Here is a 16878-nt window from a genome sequence, read left to right as displayed (position 1 = left end):
ACAGGGTGTACGAGTGAATAATTCATTGCAAAGAGCTTTGCACGCATTCAATCAACAACAATATGTGCATGCATTACAACTCCTTTCTTTACATACAAATAAAACCGCTGATTGGTATACATTAAATAGCTTATGTTTATCAGCTGTAAACAAAACCATAGAAGCTGAGCAGTGCTATTTACAAGGCCTTAGCCAATTTAGTAATCATGTTGGCCTTTTAGACAACTACACCAATTTACTTTGTAAACAAAAAAAGTATGCAGAGTGTATTCAGTTTTGTGAATATAACACAGCTTCTTTATCACTCGAAAAGCCACGACTTAATTACATTGAAAGCCTAATTAATCAAGATGAATTATTAAAATCCGAACATTTATTGAGCAAAACATCACCCTCGCAGAACACATTCGTTCGTTACCATTGGCTCACTTTAGAACTTTTCGAGCGCTTTGGTGACTTACAACGTATCGAAGAGTATTTTCAAACAAAATTGCCAGATCAATTAAAGGAGCAATTTCATTTCGTTTATAAACATGCTTGTAATTATCGAAATTTAGGTCAATTTGCCGAGGCCTTAGCGCTTTTGCAAATGCTTTTAAAACAGCAACCAAGTGCCGAGTTGCATTACATAGTTGGTTGTACATACTATGATTTACAGCAATATGAACAAGCACAAGCTCACCTTAAGGCATGCTTAGAACTTGCTCCTAACTATGTACCAGCGCATGAAAGCCTTAACAAGCTCTACTGGGAACACTCGCAGAGCCAATTAATGAGTTCATATGTTCAAACTTTCAAAAATTATGATGCAAACCCTGTTCTGATCCACTCTCAAATTGGCCAACTACTGCAACTAGATAAGCTGGAAGAAGCATTATTAGTAAGCAGTGATGCAACACGAAACCATCCACAAAATTTAGATTTACATCATGCACACAGTATAATTCTAGATAGAACAGGTGACGAAGAAAAAGCATTTTCACTCCTTCAGCAACTCGTTAAAGCAGCCCCACAAAATGCTCGTTACTGTATTGATTTAGCAAACTTTTACATACAACAAGGCGATTACAGCTCAGCGATCTCTCATTTAGAAACCGCAGTAAAATTTAACCCTCACAACCAAGAGCTTTGGGCATATTTAAGTATTGCTTGGCGACTATCAAATAATGATAAATATCACTGGTTAACTGACCTAGACAAATTCGTTAAAGTGATGGAGCTGCCTGCTCCGCCTGGTTTTAAGACCTTTGCTGATTTTAATAAGCAGTTGCAAGAGCTAATGATCAGCCTTCACACAAATAAACTACAACCATTAGATCAAAGTGTGCGCAGTGGCAGCCAAACACAAGGTCACTTGTTACACCGTTCAAACCAACTTATTGATTTATTTAAGTCATCTATGAATGAATGCATTAATCAATACCTGATGCAGCTACCAGAGGATGCTAACCACCCTCTATTAGCGCGTAATCATAAACGCTTTGTTGCCAGAGGTAGTTGGTCGGTGAAACTAGAAGAAGGCGGTTTTCATGCTAATCATATCCACCCTCAAGGTTGGTTATCAGCGCCGAGCTATATTTCTATTCCTAATGAGATGAGTAAAGATGATGAAACTAAAAATGGCTGGCTTAAGCTAGGAGAAACCAGTCTTAACTTAGGTGAGCGTGAGTCTATAGCTCGTGAAATATGCCCTGAGGAAGGTCAAATTATTATATTTCCAAGCTATATTTGGCATGGTACATACCAACTAAAAAGTACTAGCCCTCGGCTAACTATTCCATGTGATATCATGCCCTTAAAATAATAAAAAAGACCATCTAAATGATGGTCTTTTTTATTACCAATTACTTATTTAACAGCGCTTTGGCATCTTGGTAGGATTTTTCATCGGCCTGTATGTGTTCAAGGTAATTTGCAAATCGTCCTGAGGATGACTTATAAAGTGGCTTTCTAACCTGCCATACACTCGCTGTACTTACAGTGCCAGATTTATTGTGAAATCGCTGGGCTTCATCAGTATATTCAAGCCCTAGAAAGCTAAACAGCTGTTCTAAAATCTGCTCGGGTGAGCAAACGAGCTGATCGTAATTCAGGGTAAAAATATCATTACTGAAACACGACTGCCAATGTGACTTAATACGTTGCTGCTGCTCATAGTGGTGTAGAGTATCACCTAGGGATACAGCATAGTTTAAGCTCGGACCCAAATGCTGGAAAAAAGCTGACAAGCTATTGTCTTTAATATCTCGCTCTGTCCAGATAATCTTAGCTTTTGGATAGAGCTGCTTGATAATATCTAAGTAAAGGTAATTTTCTGGGCGTTTATCTGTAACGTAAATAGCACCTTCGGCTCGAAGAGTTAGTTGCTCGTTATAACCATTTATAAACTCAGGATCTTTAGCCTTATTTGCAAGCGCCTTTTCATCACTAATTAAATTGAATAACGATGAATGTAAATAGGCAATCTCACCACCTGCTGCTATTTGCTCGTTAGAACTGATAATTTGTTCAATCAGTGTTGAGCCAGAACGAAACATACCGCAAATAATGATAGGCGTAATAGAGGTATTCGCTGCTTGAAGAGTGATATTACGCGCTAAGGTGTAGTCGGTTACCGCTTCAATAGACTGGCGATCATAAACTGGTAAATACTTTTTATTGTATTGATTAGCCTTTACATAATAATACCAAGCTTTCTGATAGTTTTTACAATCATTAAATACTTTACCAAGTGCATAATAAAGATCAGCACAGGCAATATCATCTGACTCTCGTTGTAATATAGCTAGGCATGCTTGTTCGTAGTTAGTCGCATCTTGTTCAGAAAATGTCTCGATGTCAGCCAGCCTTGCTTGTGCCATCGCGTTAAATGCATCTATTTTTAAAACCTGTTGAAAGCCTTTTTTCGCTTTCTCTTTATCACCAAGCTGTTCGTAAATATTTGCCAATGAAAAGTGAGCTTGAAGATTATTTTGATCATGACTAATCGCTTGTTGTAAGTAACGTACGGCATCATCAGGTTGATGTAATTGCTCATTATGCATAAAAGCAATTTCTATTAAAGCGGGTGCTTTAAACTGCTCAGATAATGTTAGAGCTTGTTCAAAGAAGCGCATCGCTGAATCGTGGTTATCAAGCTTTCTTTCTATTTTTCCTAGCTGAAAGCAAATATCAGCTTGCTGCGGATTTGCTGTGTATAAAGGTAACAGCGCGTTTTTCGCAATTTTGAACTCACCACAACTTATACTTAATTGTACTAAGGTCAGTACATAATCAAACTTTTTTGGAGCTATCGATACCAGTTTTTGGCAATAGGCAATGGCTGTTTCAGTATCTTGTTGCTGCATAGCAACTTTGAAAAGGATCTGTAACGCTTTTTCAGCAAACTCATTGTTATGTGTTAACGGTTTTAATAACTCAACCCCTTGGCTAACTTTACCTTGCTGAAGTAAAGCAACAGCTTGGGTAAACGCGTGTTGTTCTGATGTCATTGTTTCCCCATAATAAATGCTTCCCCATAAAAAAAGCGAGCCGAAGCTCGCTTTATCATACATTAATTAATTCAAATTAGAATTTTAATGAAACGCTTGCGTGGAAGTAACGACCTAATGTGTCGTAGTAACCAGCAACTGCGTTACCATTTGTAGATAATGTACCGCCAACTAGTGGTGGCTCTCTATCTAATACGTTGTTCACACCAACAAGTACACGAGTGTAGTCATTGATAGTGAATGAACCTTTAAGGTCAAGATAGCTTTGTGAGCTTATACCGTCTTGAACTAGTTCATCAGCACCAGTGTAGTCGTTAACACCACTGAAGAAACGCCATTTAGCAGTTGCTTTCCACCAGCTACCAGTGTCATAGCTTGCAGTTAGAACATGACGCCATTCTGGTTGTGGGAAACAGCCATTGTCTAGTGTATCAACACAGTCATACGGTTCACTTACACCTGGAATATCTTCATATTCTTTAGTCATCATGTAAGTACCGATTAGGCTTGTAGAAAGTGTACCACCGCCAATTTCCATGTCGTAGTTAGCACTTAAGTCGATACCTTCAAAGTGAATGTTACCTAAGTTAGTGTTTGTTGCTACAACTTGACCAGAACCAACCCATAAGCTGCCGCTACCAGGTGTACGTTCAATCTTGTCACAGAATTGTGCATCGCCTGTAAGACCACACTGACGAACGATTAACTCAGGGTCAATTGCACCGATTGCATCTTCAAGGTCGATATCCCAGTAATCGATTGAGAAGTTAAAGTCTTCAAATGGGTTACCAACAACACCTAAAGTGATTGTATCTGCGATTTCAGGGCGAAGCTCTGGGTTACCACCGAAGAAACCGTTGTACTGATCTGCAGGGCTCTTACCAACATTACCGTATTGTGACGCTGTTACACCTGTGTTAGCACAAGCTGCTTGACTAAGCTCTGGAGTTGCAGTCGCACATGGATCTACACCACCCCATAAGCCTTGGCTTTGTTGAGCGAATAGCTCACCGTTGTTTGCAGAACGAACAGCACGGTTGTAGCTTGAACGGATTTTCCAGTTCTCAGTTACGTCCCAGTTCATTGCTACTTTATAAGTAGGCTCTGAACCTGAAGTGCTGTAATCAGACCAACGATAACCTAAGTCAATTAATAGACTTTCAACACCTGTGATACCTTCAACGATAGGAACACTTAACTCACCGAAGAATTCAGTTACATCGTACTCACCGTTAAGGCTCTTAGTAGGACCACCTTGACCAAGTAATAGACCTTGCGCGTAAACTTCATCCGCCGTACGGCCGAATGTTTCTTCACGGTATTCAGCACCAAATACTGCAGCAAGTGGGTAATCTGAAGAAGGAAGACCAAACTCAAATTCACCTGTTACGAAACCACTTACGATGAATTGCTCTGTAACACCGTTAAGGATTGCAGTACCAGTTAGTGCGCCAGCTGCTTCAGCAGAAACACCTTGGTAAGTGAATACTTCGTAAGGAATACAGCCGTCAGTTGCCGCACAATCTTCACCATTTGCAGAAAGCGCAGTACTGATACGTGGACCGAAGAAGTCATTTTCGTATGCAGAAGATGAAGAAGTTGAACCATATTGCATGAACGCTTCATATGACCAAAGGTCACTGACTTCACCTTTACTACCTAATACTAGGCGGAATGAGCTGTGCTCAAGTTGGTTAACACGAGGACCACCTTCAACGTTACGCTTACCGATGTAAGTTGCAAATTGGTCACCAGAAGTTAGACCGAAACGGTCAGTTAGGTTTTGACGCTGTGCATCTGTAAGAAGCGGGCTATCATAATCGATAACATAGTTTTCATTGAAGAACGTACCTGATTCTGCGATTTGAGCAGAAGTACGGTCACGCATGAACATAGCTTCAATGAATGGGTGGAAGTTATCATTAACTTCATAGTTAGCAAATAAACCTAACGTGTGACGCTCATCCGGACGCATGAAGTGGTTTACTGGTGCGTAGTTATATAAGTTACCGCTTGAAGGAATGAAGCTGCTATCTGTACCAAGTGTCCAGTAATCGTAATCATCCCAATCGAAACCACCGTCGTCTGTTACACCAGCGATGTAGAAGTTAGGAACTACCGCGTTACCAGAACCACCACAAGATGTACCAGTAGAAGATAATGCACATGACGAGTAATCACGTGAACCTTGGCGTAATTCATTTTGTTTGTTGTAAGTGAAGTAACCTACAGCATGACCTTTACCGCTATCGAATGAACCACCTAAAGTAGCAGAGAAATCAAACGATGAACCGTCAAAACCAGTGTTACCACTTTCGTATTCGAAACCTTTATCATCCATTAAACCTTGGATGTACTCGTTGTCATTATCGTGTTGATAAGCTGTTGAACCAAGGTTTACTTCGAAACCTTCGAACTGATCGTCCATCACGAAGTTTACAACACCCGCTACCGCGTCAGCACCGTAAGTTGATGAACCACCACCTGTCATAACGTCAACGCGTTTGATAAGTGCAGCTGGAATTTGGTTGATATCAGCAGATTGGCTGTAGATACCACCTGCTTGCATACGACGACCGTTGATAAGTACTAGGGTACGTTGTGAACCCATACCACGTAAATCAAGAGTAGCAGTACCAGAAGCACCATTTGATTGGAATGCAGTGCTTGAAGCTTCAAGTTGAGGCAAGCTGTTCATCATGTCTTCAACACGAGTGAAACCAGCTACTTCAATTTCTTCAGCTGTTGTAACTTGTACTGGGCTTGCAGTTTCAATATCAGTACGTTTGATACGTGAACCTGTAACTTCAATACGTTCAACTTTTTCTACTGCTTCTTCTTCGGCAGCATAAGAGTTTACAGAAAACGCAGCTGTTGAAGCTGTACCAAAAGCAAGCGCTAAGCGAACTGCTTTTGAAACTTTATTATTTAACATTTGATTCTCCCTGGACCACTATATTGTGGCTATATTTAGCATAAGCTTGTTTATTATTTGTATCGCATCAGGACTGCGACAAACAAATAATAAACAAATAAAACAAAATATCCAGCCCTTTATTTACAATTTTTTAATGAAGCAGCAAAAAGTTTACTTTTTCTTATTTTATGAACAAAAAACACACAAATAAGCGTTTAAACTGAGCTGAACAATCATTCATCGCAACAAAGAGTCAAAAAAATGTTAATTTTTCTAAAAAAGCTGTATCTGACGGTCACTTAGAGATGAAATTTTAGTACCCAAATCAACAACAATCATCTCAGCTATTGGCAATAATTGTTTATTAACATAAATGCCATAATCATATTTATGTTTACCTGTGTAGTACTCAGCGCCGTTAGCGGTGTAAACATATTCAATTATTTGACCACGTTGAAACGTTAGGTGGGGATTGTCAGCTAAATGCTGTTTCGCTGCTTTTACATGAGGAGGGATGTTTTTTTGATAATCAGTGAGATGCTGACCCAGTCGCTTGCGATAGGTTAGCTTAGAATCGAATTCACCTGCATAAAGTTTTTTAACATACCTATCAAAGGCTTGAAAAATAAATTCTTGTCTGTAATTTTCAGAAAATAATATTTCAAATAATTCCGTCTGAAATTCATGAGCAAGTTCTGTCCAATCACTTCTTACGGTTTCCATACCTTTGAAGACTAATTTTGAAGCGCCATTATTTTCGACTTTTCCTACATAACGCTTTTTTGAACCCATTGTTTTGCCTCTAATTGTGGGCATAAAAAATGGGCTATAGTGGGTTTCGTACTCAATTTCTAAAAAACTGTCTATTTTATAATCTTGCTGCAAAACCTGCTGCCAGCGTTTGTTAATTTTATCTGCCAGTTTCGTACCGATTTCATTACAGTTTAGTGAATTTAGATCATCATCAAGCTTAACAAAGGTTGAATCTGTATCACCATAAATGACGTTATAGCCCCACTCTTCTATCCATTGCTTAGTTGTTTGCATTATTTCATGGCCACGTAAAGTAATTGAGCTCGACAATCTCGGGTCATAAAAACGACAACCTTTAGAGCCAAGTACACCGTATAAACTATTCATAATGATTTTAATTGCCTGCGAGAGCATAGGCTGGTTTTTATCTTTGGCTATTTGTCTTGTTGCTGCAAGTTCACGAATAAGCTCAGGCAAATGGTGCTCAGTACGTGAAAACTGTGCTTGGTTAAAACCTTCGATTGCGTCATCTGGCTTTTTTAAACCTTCAATTAGTCCCAGAGGGTCTATACAAAATGTGCGCATTATTGATGGATAAAGGCTTTTGTAGTCAAGCACCAAGATATTCTTATATAGGCCAGGCTGCGATGACATGACATAACCACCTGGGCTGTCAAAACTTAAGCCATGATCGCCTAAATTAGGGGCTACATAGCCACTTCTATGTAGTAGCGGCAGATAAAGGTTAGTGAAGGCGGCAACTGAGCCACCCATTCGTTCTAATTCAAGTCCGGTGAGTTGGCTTCTCACAACAGCAAAATCGAGTAACTTAAGTTTCTCAAAAATTCGCAGCACTAACATGCAATCTTGTCTGTTGTAATTAGCAAGAGACAGTTTGTCTTCATTAAACTGGCGAATAATTTCTTCTAAGCGATTATCTGTGCTAATCAGCTTCTCTTCACCAAGTTCAATACTCGCTACATTAGCAAGGCTAAAACTATCGTAGTGATAGGTGGCGTTTTTTAGGGTATCAATACCATCTACAACTACTCGGCCAGGTATTGTAATACGGGTAAAATTACCTTGCCGCAGCTGCATTTTTTCTTTATTGCGGCCAAGCGGTAATTCGACACCGAGTGCTTCAGCGCGGGCATGTAAAACACTAAAGTCAAATTCAATCACATTCCAACCAATGATCACATCAGGGTCGACAGTTTCAATGTGTAAACAAAGCTGATTGAGTAAATCAATTTCATCCACACACCAATGAAGGTTAAATTCAAGTTCACTGGTATCTTGTGGCTGGCCTACCATCAACACTGTATCTATGTGTGCCCCTACTAGACCTATTGAAAATAGCACTCCTTCACCATTACATTCTATATCGAGCGACAAACTTGAAAAATGTGGCGTAAAATCGTTATTTTTTTTGAACTTAGTATCTGTTAAAACAGGATATGGATGGCTTTTTATTTGTATTCCCTGAGCCCAAACTGACCCTTTAATGAAACGTTCCATTAAAAATCTATCAACAGGGCGAATATCATCCTCATATACTTTTATATGCTGCGCTTTGAGTCGTTTCGCTGCATTGTAATAGTGCTTTAATGATGAAAAGTAACAAGAAACTACTTCTTGTTGCATAAAGCTCTTCAGTGCCACAGGTTTAATTTCACAAAAAATACCATGCTCTGAAAACACTCTATTCGCAGCGTCTATTTGAGATTCATTAATAAAGAACACTGCTTTTTGCGGTGTGCTTATTAGTTTTACAGGCCCTTGCTTAGATAAAATCCACACCACAATCGAAATGCCCTTAGCGCTATCATAGCATTGCGTGGAAAGAATAAAGCCGGAGGCTAACTGCATGTAATTAAACCTTTTTACTATAATTTAGGCATATTAGTTAAACAAAGCTAAGTTGATTAACTAATTAAAGTAACAAGTCGCTTGTAGTTGCCCAGTTAAATCTCTAAAATTCATTACTGTAATTATATACATACTTTAGGTTTTCTGGGCATGCTTTCTGACTCTTTAAAAAAAACAATTCGGCAAATTCATAAGCATGTTGCTGATAACCTCACCGATTACCGCCCTAGAAGCAGTCAAAACTACTTAGTTGCCGAGATAGCAAAAACCCTGGCTGGCGAGTATCACAAGAGCCAACGAATTTGTGTTATTGAAGCAGGCACCGGAACCGGTAAGTCACTGGCGTATTGTTTAGGGGCATTGCCTTTAGCGATGGCCAAGAAAAAGAAATTAGTGATTTCGACGGCAACCGTTGCCCTACAAGAGCAGTTAATTAGTAAGGAGCTGCCTTTTTTTAAAGAGCACTCTGGCCTAGACATCAAGTTTGATTTAGTGAAAGGTCGGCAGCGTTATATCTGTGCACAAAAACTCAGTGCTGCTGTAAATGGCGACAGTCAAACGCAAATGGAGTTTATGCCGACCCTGTCATCGCCGCTTTCTGATATGGAAACCAAATGCTTAAAGCAACTTTATGATGCTTATTCAAAAAAGCAATGGCAAGGCGACCGCGATAGCTGGGCTGATACCATCCCTGATAAAGTGTGGAATTTAATTGCCTGTGATAAGCATTCATGCCAACGACAAATGCGCGCTCATCAGCTCTGCCCTTTTCATATGGCACGTCAGCGTCTTATGCAAATGGATGTGCTAGTGATCAACCATTCTTTATTACTGGCTGATCTTGATTTGGGTGGCGGTAAAATTCTACCTGAGCCTGACGATACAATTTATGTAATCGATGAAGCGCACCATTTAGCGCACATCACCCGCGATTTTTCTTCTGCTGCAGCAACCATTAAAGGCACCATAGACTGGCTCGACAAGCTGGTTAAATTTGCTGGTAAAATGGCCAATGTGCTCGTAGGTCAAAAAGCAATTGGGCAAAATTTTAAGCTCAGTGACAGTATCAATGATGCTGGTAAAAACTTAAAAGTGGTGCGTGATATTCTTGATAACGCAGACTTTAACTATAACAGTGATGACACCTATCGTTTTGAGCACGGTGAAATCCCAGCATCTTTACATACCAAAGCAAAAGATATTAGCGATGCCACCCTTGATGCCCTAAGAGCACTCAACAAGATGCACGATACCCTAGTGCAAGACGTAAGTGATGGCGATATAAAACCTTATGTGGCCGATCCAATCTTGGCTGAAAGTGGTCAGTACATTAATCGCTTAGAGTTATTAAATAAGCTGTGGTTTAGCTACGCCACAAAAGGCGAAGGTATTCCCCATGCCAGGTGGATAAAACGCTTGGAATATAAGAACCATCACGACCATTTACTCAGTGATTGCCCTATTGAAGTTGGCTATTACCTAAAAGATAAATTATGGAATCAATGTGCGGGTGCCGTACTTTGTTCAGCCACCTTAACTGCATTGGGTTCATTTGATCACTTTGCCTATGAATGCGGTCTTGCCAAAGAAGAAGGCGTAAAATACATAAAAGTCCCTTCTCCGTTTGATTACCCAAAACAAGCGACGCTACATATCCCTGCCAGCCATATTGAGCCGACCGATAAAGCGTTTAGCGACCACTTGGCTGAGCAATTACCTAAGTTCCTTGATGATAAAAAAGCAAATTTAGTATTATTTGCCTCTTATTGGCAGATGGATCATGTTGTTAAAGCGCTTCGTAGCAAAGGAATTGAGGTCTTAGTGCAAGGTGAAATGTCTCGTGAAGCACTGCTTAAAAAGCATAAAGCCAATGTAGATTTAGGCCGTGCTAGCTATTTATTTGGTACTCAAAGTTTATCTGAGGGTCTTGATTTACCAGGTAAATACTTAGAAAACCTGGTAATTACAAAAATTCCATTTGCGGTGCCTACCTCACCAATAGAAGAAGCGCAGGCTGAGTTTGTGCAAAGTAAAGGTGGCAACCCGTTTCTTTCGATAACCGTACCTGATGCGGCAAAGAAATTAGTACAAAGCTGTGGTAGACTGCTGCGCAAAGAAAATGATCAGGGTCGCATTACTATCCTTGATCGCCGTTTAGTGACCAAGCGATATGGCAAAGCCATGCTCGATACCTTGCCACCTTTTAAAAGACAAATTGATTATTAATGTTTGAATTAGCTTTAGACCCAGCAACCTGGGCACTATTATGCGCAGTCGCACTGGCAGCGGGCTTTATTGATGCAATTGCAGGCGGTGGCGGGATGTTAACTGTGCCAGCGCTATTAACTGCAGGCTTACCGCCCCATCTCACCTTAGGTACCAATAAACTTGCAGCGAGTTTTGGCTCATTGACGGCCAGCGTGACTTATTTTCGTAAAAAGTTGTTCAACCCACGGTTTTGGGCTGCATCTATTTTAGCGACAGCTATTGGGGCACTCGTAGGCACTTTAGTGGTTGATTACTTAAGTATTGAATTTTTAAATAAATTACTACCGGTGGTGATTATTTTAGTCGCTTGTTACAGCTTATTTGGCAGTTTGAGTACAACTGAACATAACGAGTTACCAAAGCTTGATAGCAAAACTAAAATTAAACAATGGCTACAAGGATTAGGGCTTGGTTTTTTTGATGGTTTAGCAGGCCCCGGCACTGGCACATTTTGGACAGCCTCAAATAGCCTATTATATAAAATGAGTTTGTTGCTTAACTGTGGCCTTGCCCGCTCAATGAACTTTGTTTCAAACTTTATTTCTTTGATCACATTCGTGGCGCTTGGCCATGTGAACTTTTTACTTGGTATTACAATGGGCTTTTTCTTGATGCTTGGAGCATGGTTAGGAGCACATTCAGCAATAAAGTTTGGTAGTAAAATGATCCGCCCAGTGTTTAACACTGTGGTTATAGTGTTAGCATTAAAGTTAATCTATGAGGCTTATTTATAAATGCAATCGACTGCTTTTGATAAACTACGTTCACAAATTGAAAGGCTCAAACAATTAGCCACACAATTTGATAAGGGTAATTTATTTGCTAAAAATCGCTATATGCAAGCCCAACCAAGTTTGTTTGATAAAGCCGTGTTTAGCACAAAAAGTATGAAGCTTACTGACTACGTAAGCGAAATCGAAGATGAACTAAACAGCTTGCCGCCTGCTGAGCATCGCCATGCTTACCAATATGCACTTGAGCGCATTACCCTTCAGGTAGAGGCGGTATTTAATGTGATCAAATCAACCCCGGTATGGGCTAAAGAAAATAAGTACAGTTTTAAGCCAAAAGCTAAACCACAGGTTTATAAACAAGCAGTTAAAAAAATCATGCAGTCATCCCATGAACTTTATGACGAACTAAAGCAAAACCATGAGTTTGAACGCCGCTTAGTATTGATGATCGAAGAGCGAAAACTAAAACTTGAAGCTGCAAATACACAGCAAGCAGCCGAAATTAACAAAGAAATACTCGCATTACACGCAAGACTTGGCCGTTGTCGTAAGGCAATTTCTGCCACTGAAGACAAAATTCAACAGGTCGAGAAACAGCAGCTGAGATAATGTTTTACTACCATCCAAGTTATTCAGCGTTAGCTTTACCTGAGCGTCACCGCTTTCCAATTGATAAATATCGCTTGTTAAAACAGCTTGTCAGCAACTTCATTGATGAACAGTATTTCATTACCCCACAACAAGCCACTAAAGCGCAGCTTACTCTGTGCCATAACCCCGACTATGTCGACGCTTTTTTAACTGGCAGTCTTGATAGCAAAGCCATTAAAAAAATGGGCTTTCCTTGGTCCACTGAATTGGTTGAACGAACACTTTACTCTGTTGGGGCGAGTATTCAAGGCGCTGAGTTTGCTTTGCAACGCGGTGCGGCTTTTAATCTAAGTGGTGGTTATCACCATGCTTTTACGGGCTATGGTAGTGGCTTTTGTATTTTTAATGACTTAGCGATAGCTGCTGCACACTTGATTGATACTGAGCAAGCCGACTCCGTATTAATCTTTGACTGTGACGTTCACCAAGGCGACGGTACAGCTGAAGTTACGCAACTACATCCTCAAATAATTAGCTGCTCAATTCATTGTCAGCAAAACTTCCCCCGCATTAAGCAGCAATCAAACTACGATTTTGCTTTAGAGCATGGCACTTCAGATACTGAATACCTAGAGACAGTCAAACAAGCTTTAGCTCTGACCATTAGACTCCACCAGCCAGATATCATTTTGTATAACGCCGGCGCAGACATCGCAACAGATGACGAATTAGGACACTTTCAAGTGAGTTTAGAAGGCGTGTATCAACGTGATCATTTTGTATTAAGCCAAGCGAAGGAAGCTGATATCCCAGTGTTTGCAGCTATGGGCGGCGGCTATCAACGAAATGTAAGCCGTTTGGTTGATGTTCACGGTCAGCTTTTTAGGGCTGCTGTCGATTTATTTTAAAGCTTGGTATACACTAAAAGTGACTATTTAATTAGGCTTATTTTGTATGAAAATGCATGACGACATTCACAACTACTATGAAAAATTAGTTGTCGAAGACATCACTAAGCGCAACTTAGAATCAACCTATAGTGATGATATTATGGCAGATTTATGCTGCACCGTATTAAACCAACTGCCTGCCCGCTACATCCGCTACGATGTCGATATGGAATTTTATTTACCACAAACAGAGCGCATTAAAATGGAGCAACAAGTGCAAACTGCTATCGATGTTGCCATTAGCCAAGTTGCTAAGAAAAAGGAACTAAAAGTATGAGCAGTGAGTTAGAAAGCGCACCTAACTATATAAAAATTGCTGTTGATCTCATTATGCTCTTAGAGCAAAACGATGTTCCCGCAGAAGATGTATTAGCGGCTTTAGAGATCGTAAAATCTGATTTTGAAAAAAAACTCCCACAATCAACTGATTAATAGTCCGAAAATGGCCAGTATTGGGGCATAAATTTGGTATGCTCAGGTTTTATAATTTAAGAATGTAAAACCATGTCATTGCCAAGTTTATTACGCTTATTCATCCTTGCTGCTATTTGGGGTGCTTCCTTCTTATTTATGCGCATGGCAGCGAATAGCTTAGGCCCTGCAGTATTAATTGAGTTAAGAGTCGGCTTTGCAGCTATAACACTGTTTATTTTTGCGCTGTACTTACGCAAGAAACTTGCGTTCGCGACCCACAAAAAGCATTTTTTCATTCTTGGCGCGCTTAATTCCGCCATTCCTTTTTTATTGTTTGCCTATGCAGCACAAACAATTAATGCATCTACCTTATCCATATTAAACTCAACAACGCCAATTTGGGGTGCCATCGTGGGTATTATTTGGAGTAAAACAAAACCCACTAAAAGTATGTTGCTTGGCTTACTGTTGGGTTTAACGGGCGTGGCCATTTTGGTAGGTCAAAATAGCCTGGCTATCGACAGCCAAGCTATCACGGCAATTGTTGCGGCACTGTGTGCTTCACTCAGCTACGCCATCGCATCCCATTACACTAAACATGCACCTAAGTTATCTGCTTTTGATAATGCCCATGGCAGTATGTGGACGGCGAGTATCATGGTGCTGCCGCTTATTTTTGTTATTCCTGCCAGAGAAATGCCAAGTAACGAGGTTATGCTTGGTGTGGTGGCACTCGGAGTGCTGTGTACAGCGGTAGCGTATATCTTGTTCTTCCGTTTGATTGATGACATTGGCCCAACTTCTGCGTTGACTGTGACCTTTTTGATTCCACTTTTTGGCATAGTGTGGGGAAATTTAATTTTAGATGAGCAAATTGGTCCTAATACCTTAGTTGGCGCACTGTGTGTTATCGCAGGTACCATGCTCGTTACAGGCTTTATTCGCATCAAGCCGTTTCTAAAACGAAACACCTTGTAACAGAATGCAAATTGCATTTTTAAATACAATCTATATTCTGTTAGATACTAAAAAAGGAAGGAGAAGTGTATGTCAGGTACTACCATGGTGGTGTTAATCGTGCTGATATCAGTTGGCTCTGGGGTAATTTATGATATGTATAAAAAACACCTTGAGTTTAAATCACGAACTTTAAAAAATTCAAAAGAAGCCAACGAACATGTAGCCGAAGTAACAAAAGAGCTGCAAGAGCTAAGAGAGCGAGTACAAACTCTCGAAGCCATTGTTACTGACTCTAGCTACAGCGTAAAACAAGAGATTAATAAACTTTAATTAAGTTAACTCTAATTAAGATAATAATGCACTGTATTGTTCAAGCACAGGCTGATAATAATCGGCGTCTTGATTTAACATACGTTGGTAATGAGCACATAACTGCTTTAAATACGTTTGGTGCTCTTTACTTGTTAGCTGCCACATTGAGTGCCCTACTCGAGTGATCTGTTGCGAGGATGACGCACTCATGGCAATAACTTCATAAAATCGTTTGTTTTCACACACCAACTGCTCAGAGACGAGCCCCAAGGGCAGTGTTTGTAAATAGCTACGAACTTGATAACTGTGATGCACTGGGCAAACAATAAAGTCGATATGCGTATTTGGCTGTTGGCTTACAATCTTCGCTAAGAACTGCACTAACAACTCACCACCCACTCCAGCAATAATAACAAGATGGCGTTTTTTAGGATCTGGTGAAATCATTGCTACATCTTGGCAATGTACCTGCCAACGGCCGCGTTGCTCTCTTGTAGCAAAACGTTCGAGTTTATCACTTAGTGCCTGCATTAACTCAGGCACAATATCAACAAAATGTATAAGCGGTGCTTTATCTTGCTGTAGCAGCTCAATGCCTAACAAACCGTGATCACAGCAACAATCCCAGATTTCGTCATAACCTGAATCTACCACATCAATGATGGCTGATAGTCGTTTACTCAGTGCCATTAGTTTGCTGTTTTATAAACTAACGCTTTTAAGCTGCGATCACTGTCTACTTCAATAAAACCATCAGTAGGAGCTAATCGCTCAACAAAACTAATTGCTCCTTGTGTATGATCGCTAATGAGATCTTTAAAGGCCTGCTCTGAAAGCTCAGGGCTATTGGCACACAGTAATAATTGGGTGTTTTCATTTAACAGCTCAGGTAAACGACGCAAGATTTTTTGATAATCCTTGGTCAATATAAAGCTGCCCTTTTGAAAGCTCGGTGGATCAACAATGATTAATTCATACGGCGCTGATTTTTTTAGTTTACCGAATGATTTTAAAATATCGTGCGGAAAATAACTAACCCCTTGAGCAAAACCATTTAACTGATGGTTTTGTTTACCAGTTCGCAGCACCCCTTTATTCATATCCATATTAATAACTTGGTCAGCACCGCCTTGCATTGCTGCAACAGAGAAGCCACACGTGTATGAAAATAGGTTGAGCACTTTTGCATTTTTACTATTGGCTTGAACAAACTCTCGGCCACGGCGCATATCAGGGAAAATCCCAGTATTTTGGCGACTCAATAAATCGACTTTAAACTTAATACCATTTTCACTGACATGGTGCTCTTGGGGTAATTCACCAAACATCAGGGCATTACGAGTGTTAATGCCGCTACGTTGTTGGTAAACCAATGCACTTACAAGCTCTGGCGCATTCTGTTGCGCCCATTGCCACAGGGTATCAGTTAATTGCGCAAGCACTTGTTCATCTATTTCTTGATATGAAACTAAAAAGAGTGCTGGCGGATAAAAGTCTAAGTTTATGTGGCTCAGCTCAGCGACTGAGTGACCACGGCCATGGAATACACGACATAATTCATTAGCAGCAAGTGGAGCCTCTGCTAAGGCATTTAAAATGGCAGAAAAATCGTTTGTCAT

General features: G+C 40.2%; 14 protein-coding genes. 9 read left to right on the top strand and 5 right to left on the bottom strand.

The genetic code is table 11. From position 1 onward, the window contains the following. The first annotated feature begins 13 nt into the window (after positions 1 to 13). The gene (locus AN394_RS10680; RefSeq protein ID WP_152968927.1) at positions 14 to 1804 is read left to right on the top strand and encodes a putative 2OG-Fe(II) oxygenase; all 1791 of its coding nucleotides are present in this window, start codon (positions 14 to 16) and stop codon (positions 1802 to 1804) included. A 40-nt stretch (positions 1805 to 1844) separates the two neighbouring features. Here the strand turns inward: AN394_RS10680 and AN394_RS10675 are convergent, their stop codons facing one another. From AN394_RS10675 to AN394_RS10665, 3 genes are all read right to left on the bottom strand, one after another. Then, positions 1845 to 3491, bottom strand: a complete 1647-nt coding sequence (locus AN394_RS10675) for a sulfotransferase (RefSeq protein WP_055021497.1) — start codon at positions 3489 to 3491, stop codon at positions 1845 to 1847. A 76-nt stretch (positions 3492 to 3567) separates the two neighbouring features. Then, entirely contained in the window at positions 3568 to 6426 is a 2859-nt protein-coding gene (locus AN394_RS10670) for a TonB-dependent receptor domain-containing protein (protein ID WP_055021496.1), read from the bottom strand. Positions 6427 to 6681: 255 nt separating this feature from the next. Beyond that, entirely contained in the window at positions 6682 to 9030 is a 2349-nt protein-coding gene (locus AN394_RS10665) for a DNA polymerase II (protein ID WP_055021495.1), read from the bottom strand. A gap of 150 nt (positions 9031 to 9180) precedes the next feature. Between AN394_RS10665 and dinG the strand changes: the two genes are divergently transcribed. The 8 genes from dinG (at position 9181) to AN394_RS10630 (ending at position 15277) form a co-directional block, all read left to right on the top strand. Then, complete coding sequence (gene dinG, locus AN394_RS10660; RefSeq protein WP_055021494.1) at positions 9181 to 11256, top strand: ATP-dependent DNA helicase DinG; 2076 nt, start codon at positions 9181 to 9183, stop codon at positions 11254 to 11256. Continuing rightward, positions 11256 to 12032, top strand: coding sequence for a TSUP family transporter (locus tag AN394_RS10655; RefSeq protein WP_055021493.1), 777 nt, complete (start codon positions 11256 to 11258; stop codon positions 12030 to 12032). Before dinG ends, AN394_RS10655 begins: the two co-directional genes overlap by 1 nt. Then, positions 12033 to 12641: a primosomal replication protein gene (locus AN394_RS10650; protein WP_055021492.1), complete on the top strand. Its 609-nt coding sequence runs from the start codon at positions 12033 to 12035 to the stop codon at positions 12639 to 12641. It abuts the gene before it with no gap. Then, positions 12638 to 13531: a histone deacetylase gene (locus tag AN394_RS10645; RefSeq protein WP_200907876.1), complete on the top strand. Its 894-nt coding sequence runs from the start codon at positions 12638 to 12640 to the stop codon at positions 13529 to 13531. The genes AN394_RS10650 and AN394_RS10645 overlap by 4 nt, the downstream gene beginning before the upstream one ends. A 46-nt stretch (positions 13532 to 13577) precedes the next feature. After that, positions 13578 to 13850 (top strand): late competence development ComFB family protein, encoded by a 273-nt coding sequence (locus tag AN394_RS10640; protein WP_054563651.1) that lies wholly within the window; start codon positions 13578 to 13580, stop codon positions 13848 to 13850. Continuing rightward, complete coding sequence (locus tag AN394_RS21680; RefSeq protein WP_082401733.1) at positions 13847 to 14005, top strand: YbaM family protein; 159 nt, start codon at positions 13847 to 13849, stop codon at positions 14003 to 14005. The genes AN394_RS10640 and AN394_RS21680 overlap by 4 nt, the downstream gene beginning before the upstream one ends. A gap of 72 nt (positions 14006 to 14077) precedes the next feature. Further along, complete coding sequence (locus AN394_RS10635) at positions 14078 to 14965, top strand: DMT family transporter (protein ID WP_055021491.1); 888 nt, start codon at positions 14078 to 14080, stop codon at positions 14963 to 14965. 69 nt (positions 14966 to 15034) lie between these two features. Continuing rightward, positions 15035 to 15277 (top strand): hypothetical protein, encoded by a 243-nt coding sequence (locus tag AN394_RS10630; RefSeq protein WP_054563649.1) that lies wholly within the window; start codon positions 15035 to 15037, stop codon positions 15275 to 15277. Between the two features lie 15 nt (positions 15278 to 15292). Here the strand turns inward: AN394_RS10630 and AN394_RS10625 are convergent, their stop codons facing one another. Both AN394_RS10625 and AN394_RS10620 read right to left on the bottom strand, forming a co-directional pair. Then, a complete protein-coding gene (locus AN394_RS10625) occupies positions 15293 to 15949 on the bottom strand; it encodes a tRNA (adenine(22)-N(1))-methyltransferase TrmK (RefSeq protein ID WP_055021490.1) in 657 nt (218 codons plus the stop codon). Then, complete coding sequence (locus tag AN394_RS10620) at positions 15949 to 16878, bottom strand: class I SAM-dependent methyltransferase (RefSeq protein WP_055021489.1); 930 nt, start codon at positions 16876 to 16878, stop codon at positions 15949 to 15951. Before AN394_RS10620 ends, AN394_RS10625 begins: the two co-directional genes overlap by 1 nt.

The organism is Pseudoalteromonas sp. P1-26, assembly GCF_001401795.1.
In the GTDB taxonomy this organism is placed as follows: Bacteria; Pseudomonadota; Gammaproteobacteria; order Enterobacterales; family Alteromonadaceae; genus Pseudoalteromonas.
This window is presented reverse-complemented; position numbering and strand designations above follow the sequence as displayed.

What these genes read in the sequence shown, in the direction of transcription:
- AN394_RS10675 (WP_055021497.1), bottom strand. Translation starts at nt 3,491, where the DNA reads ATGACATCAGAACAACACGCGTTTACCCAAGCTGTTGCTTTACTTCAG.
- AN394_RS10670 (WP_055021496.1), bottom strand. Translation starts at nt 6,426, where the DNA reads ATGTTAAATAATAAAGTTTCAAAAGCAGTTCGCTTAGCGCTTGCTTTT.
- AN394_RS10665 (WP_055021495.1), bottom strand. Translation starts at nt 9,030, where the DNA reads ATGCAGTTAGCCTCCGGCTTTATTCTTTCCACGCAATGCTATGATAGC.
- dinG (WP_055021494.1), top strand. Translation starts at nt 9,181, where the DNA reads ATGCTTTCTGACTCTTTAAAAAAAACAATTCGGCAAATTCATAAGCAT.
- AN394_RS10655 (WP_055021493.1), top strand. Translation starts at nt 11,256, where the DNA reads ATGTTTGAATTAGCTTTAGACCCAGCAACCTGGGCACTATTATGCGCA.
- AN394_RS10650 (WP_055021492.1), top strand. Translation starts at nt 12,033, where the DNA reads ATGCAATCGACTGCTTTTGATAAACTACGTTCACAAATTGAAAGGCTC.
- AN394_RS10640 (WP_054563651.1), top strand. Translation starts at nt 13,578, where the DNA reads ATGAAAATGCATGACGACATTCACAACTACTATGAAAAATTAGTTGTC.
- AN394_RS21680 (WP_082401733.1), top strand. Translation starts at nt 13,847, where the DNA reads ATGAGCAGTGAGTTAGAAAGCGCACCTAACTATATAAAAATTGCTGTT.
- AN394_RS10635 (WP_055021491.1), top strand. Translation starts at nt 14,078, where the DNA reads ATGTCATTGCCAAGTTTATTACGCTTATTCATCCTTGCTGCTATTTGG.
- AN394_RS10630 (WP_054563649.1), top strand. Translation starts at nt 15,035, where the DNA reads ATGTCAGGTACTACCATGGTGGTGTTAATCGTGCTGATATCAGTTGGC.
- AN394_RS10625 (WP_055021490.1), bottom strand. Translation starts at nt 15,949, where the DNA reads ATGGCACTGAGTAAACGACTATCAGCCATCATTGATGTGGTAGATTCA.
- AN394_RS10620 (WP_055021489.1), bottom strand. Translation starts at nt 16,878, where the DNA reads ATGACAAACGATTTTTCTGCCATTTTAAATGCCTTAGCAGAGGCTCCA.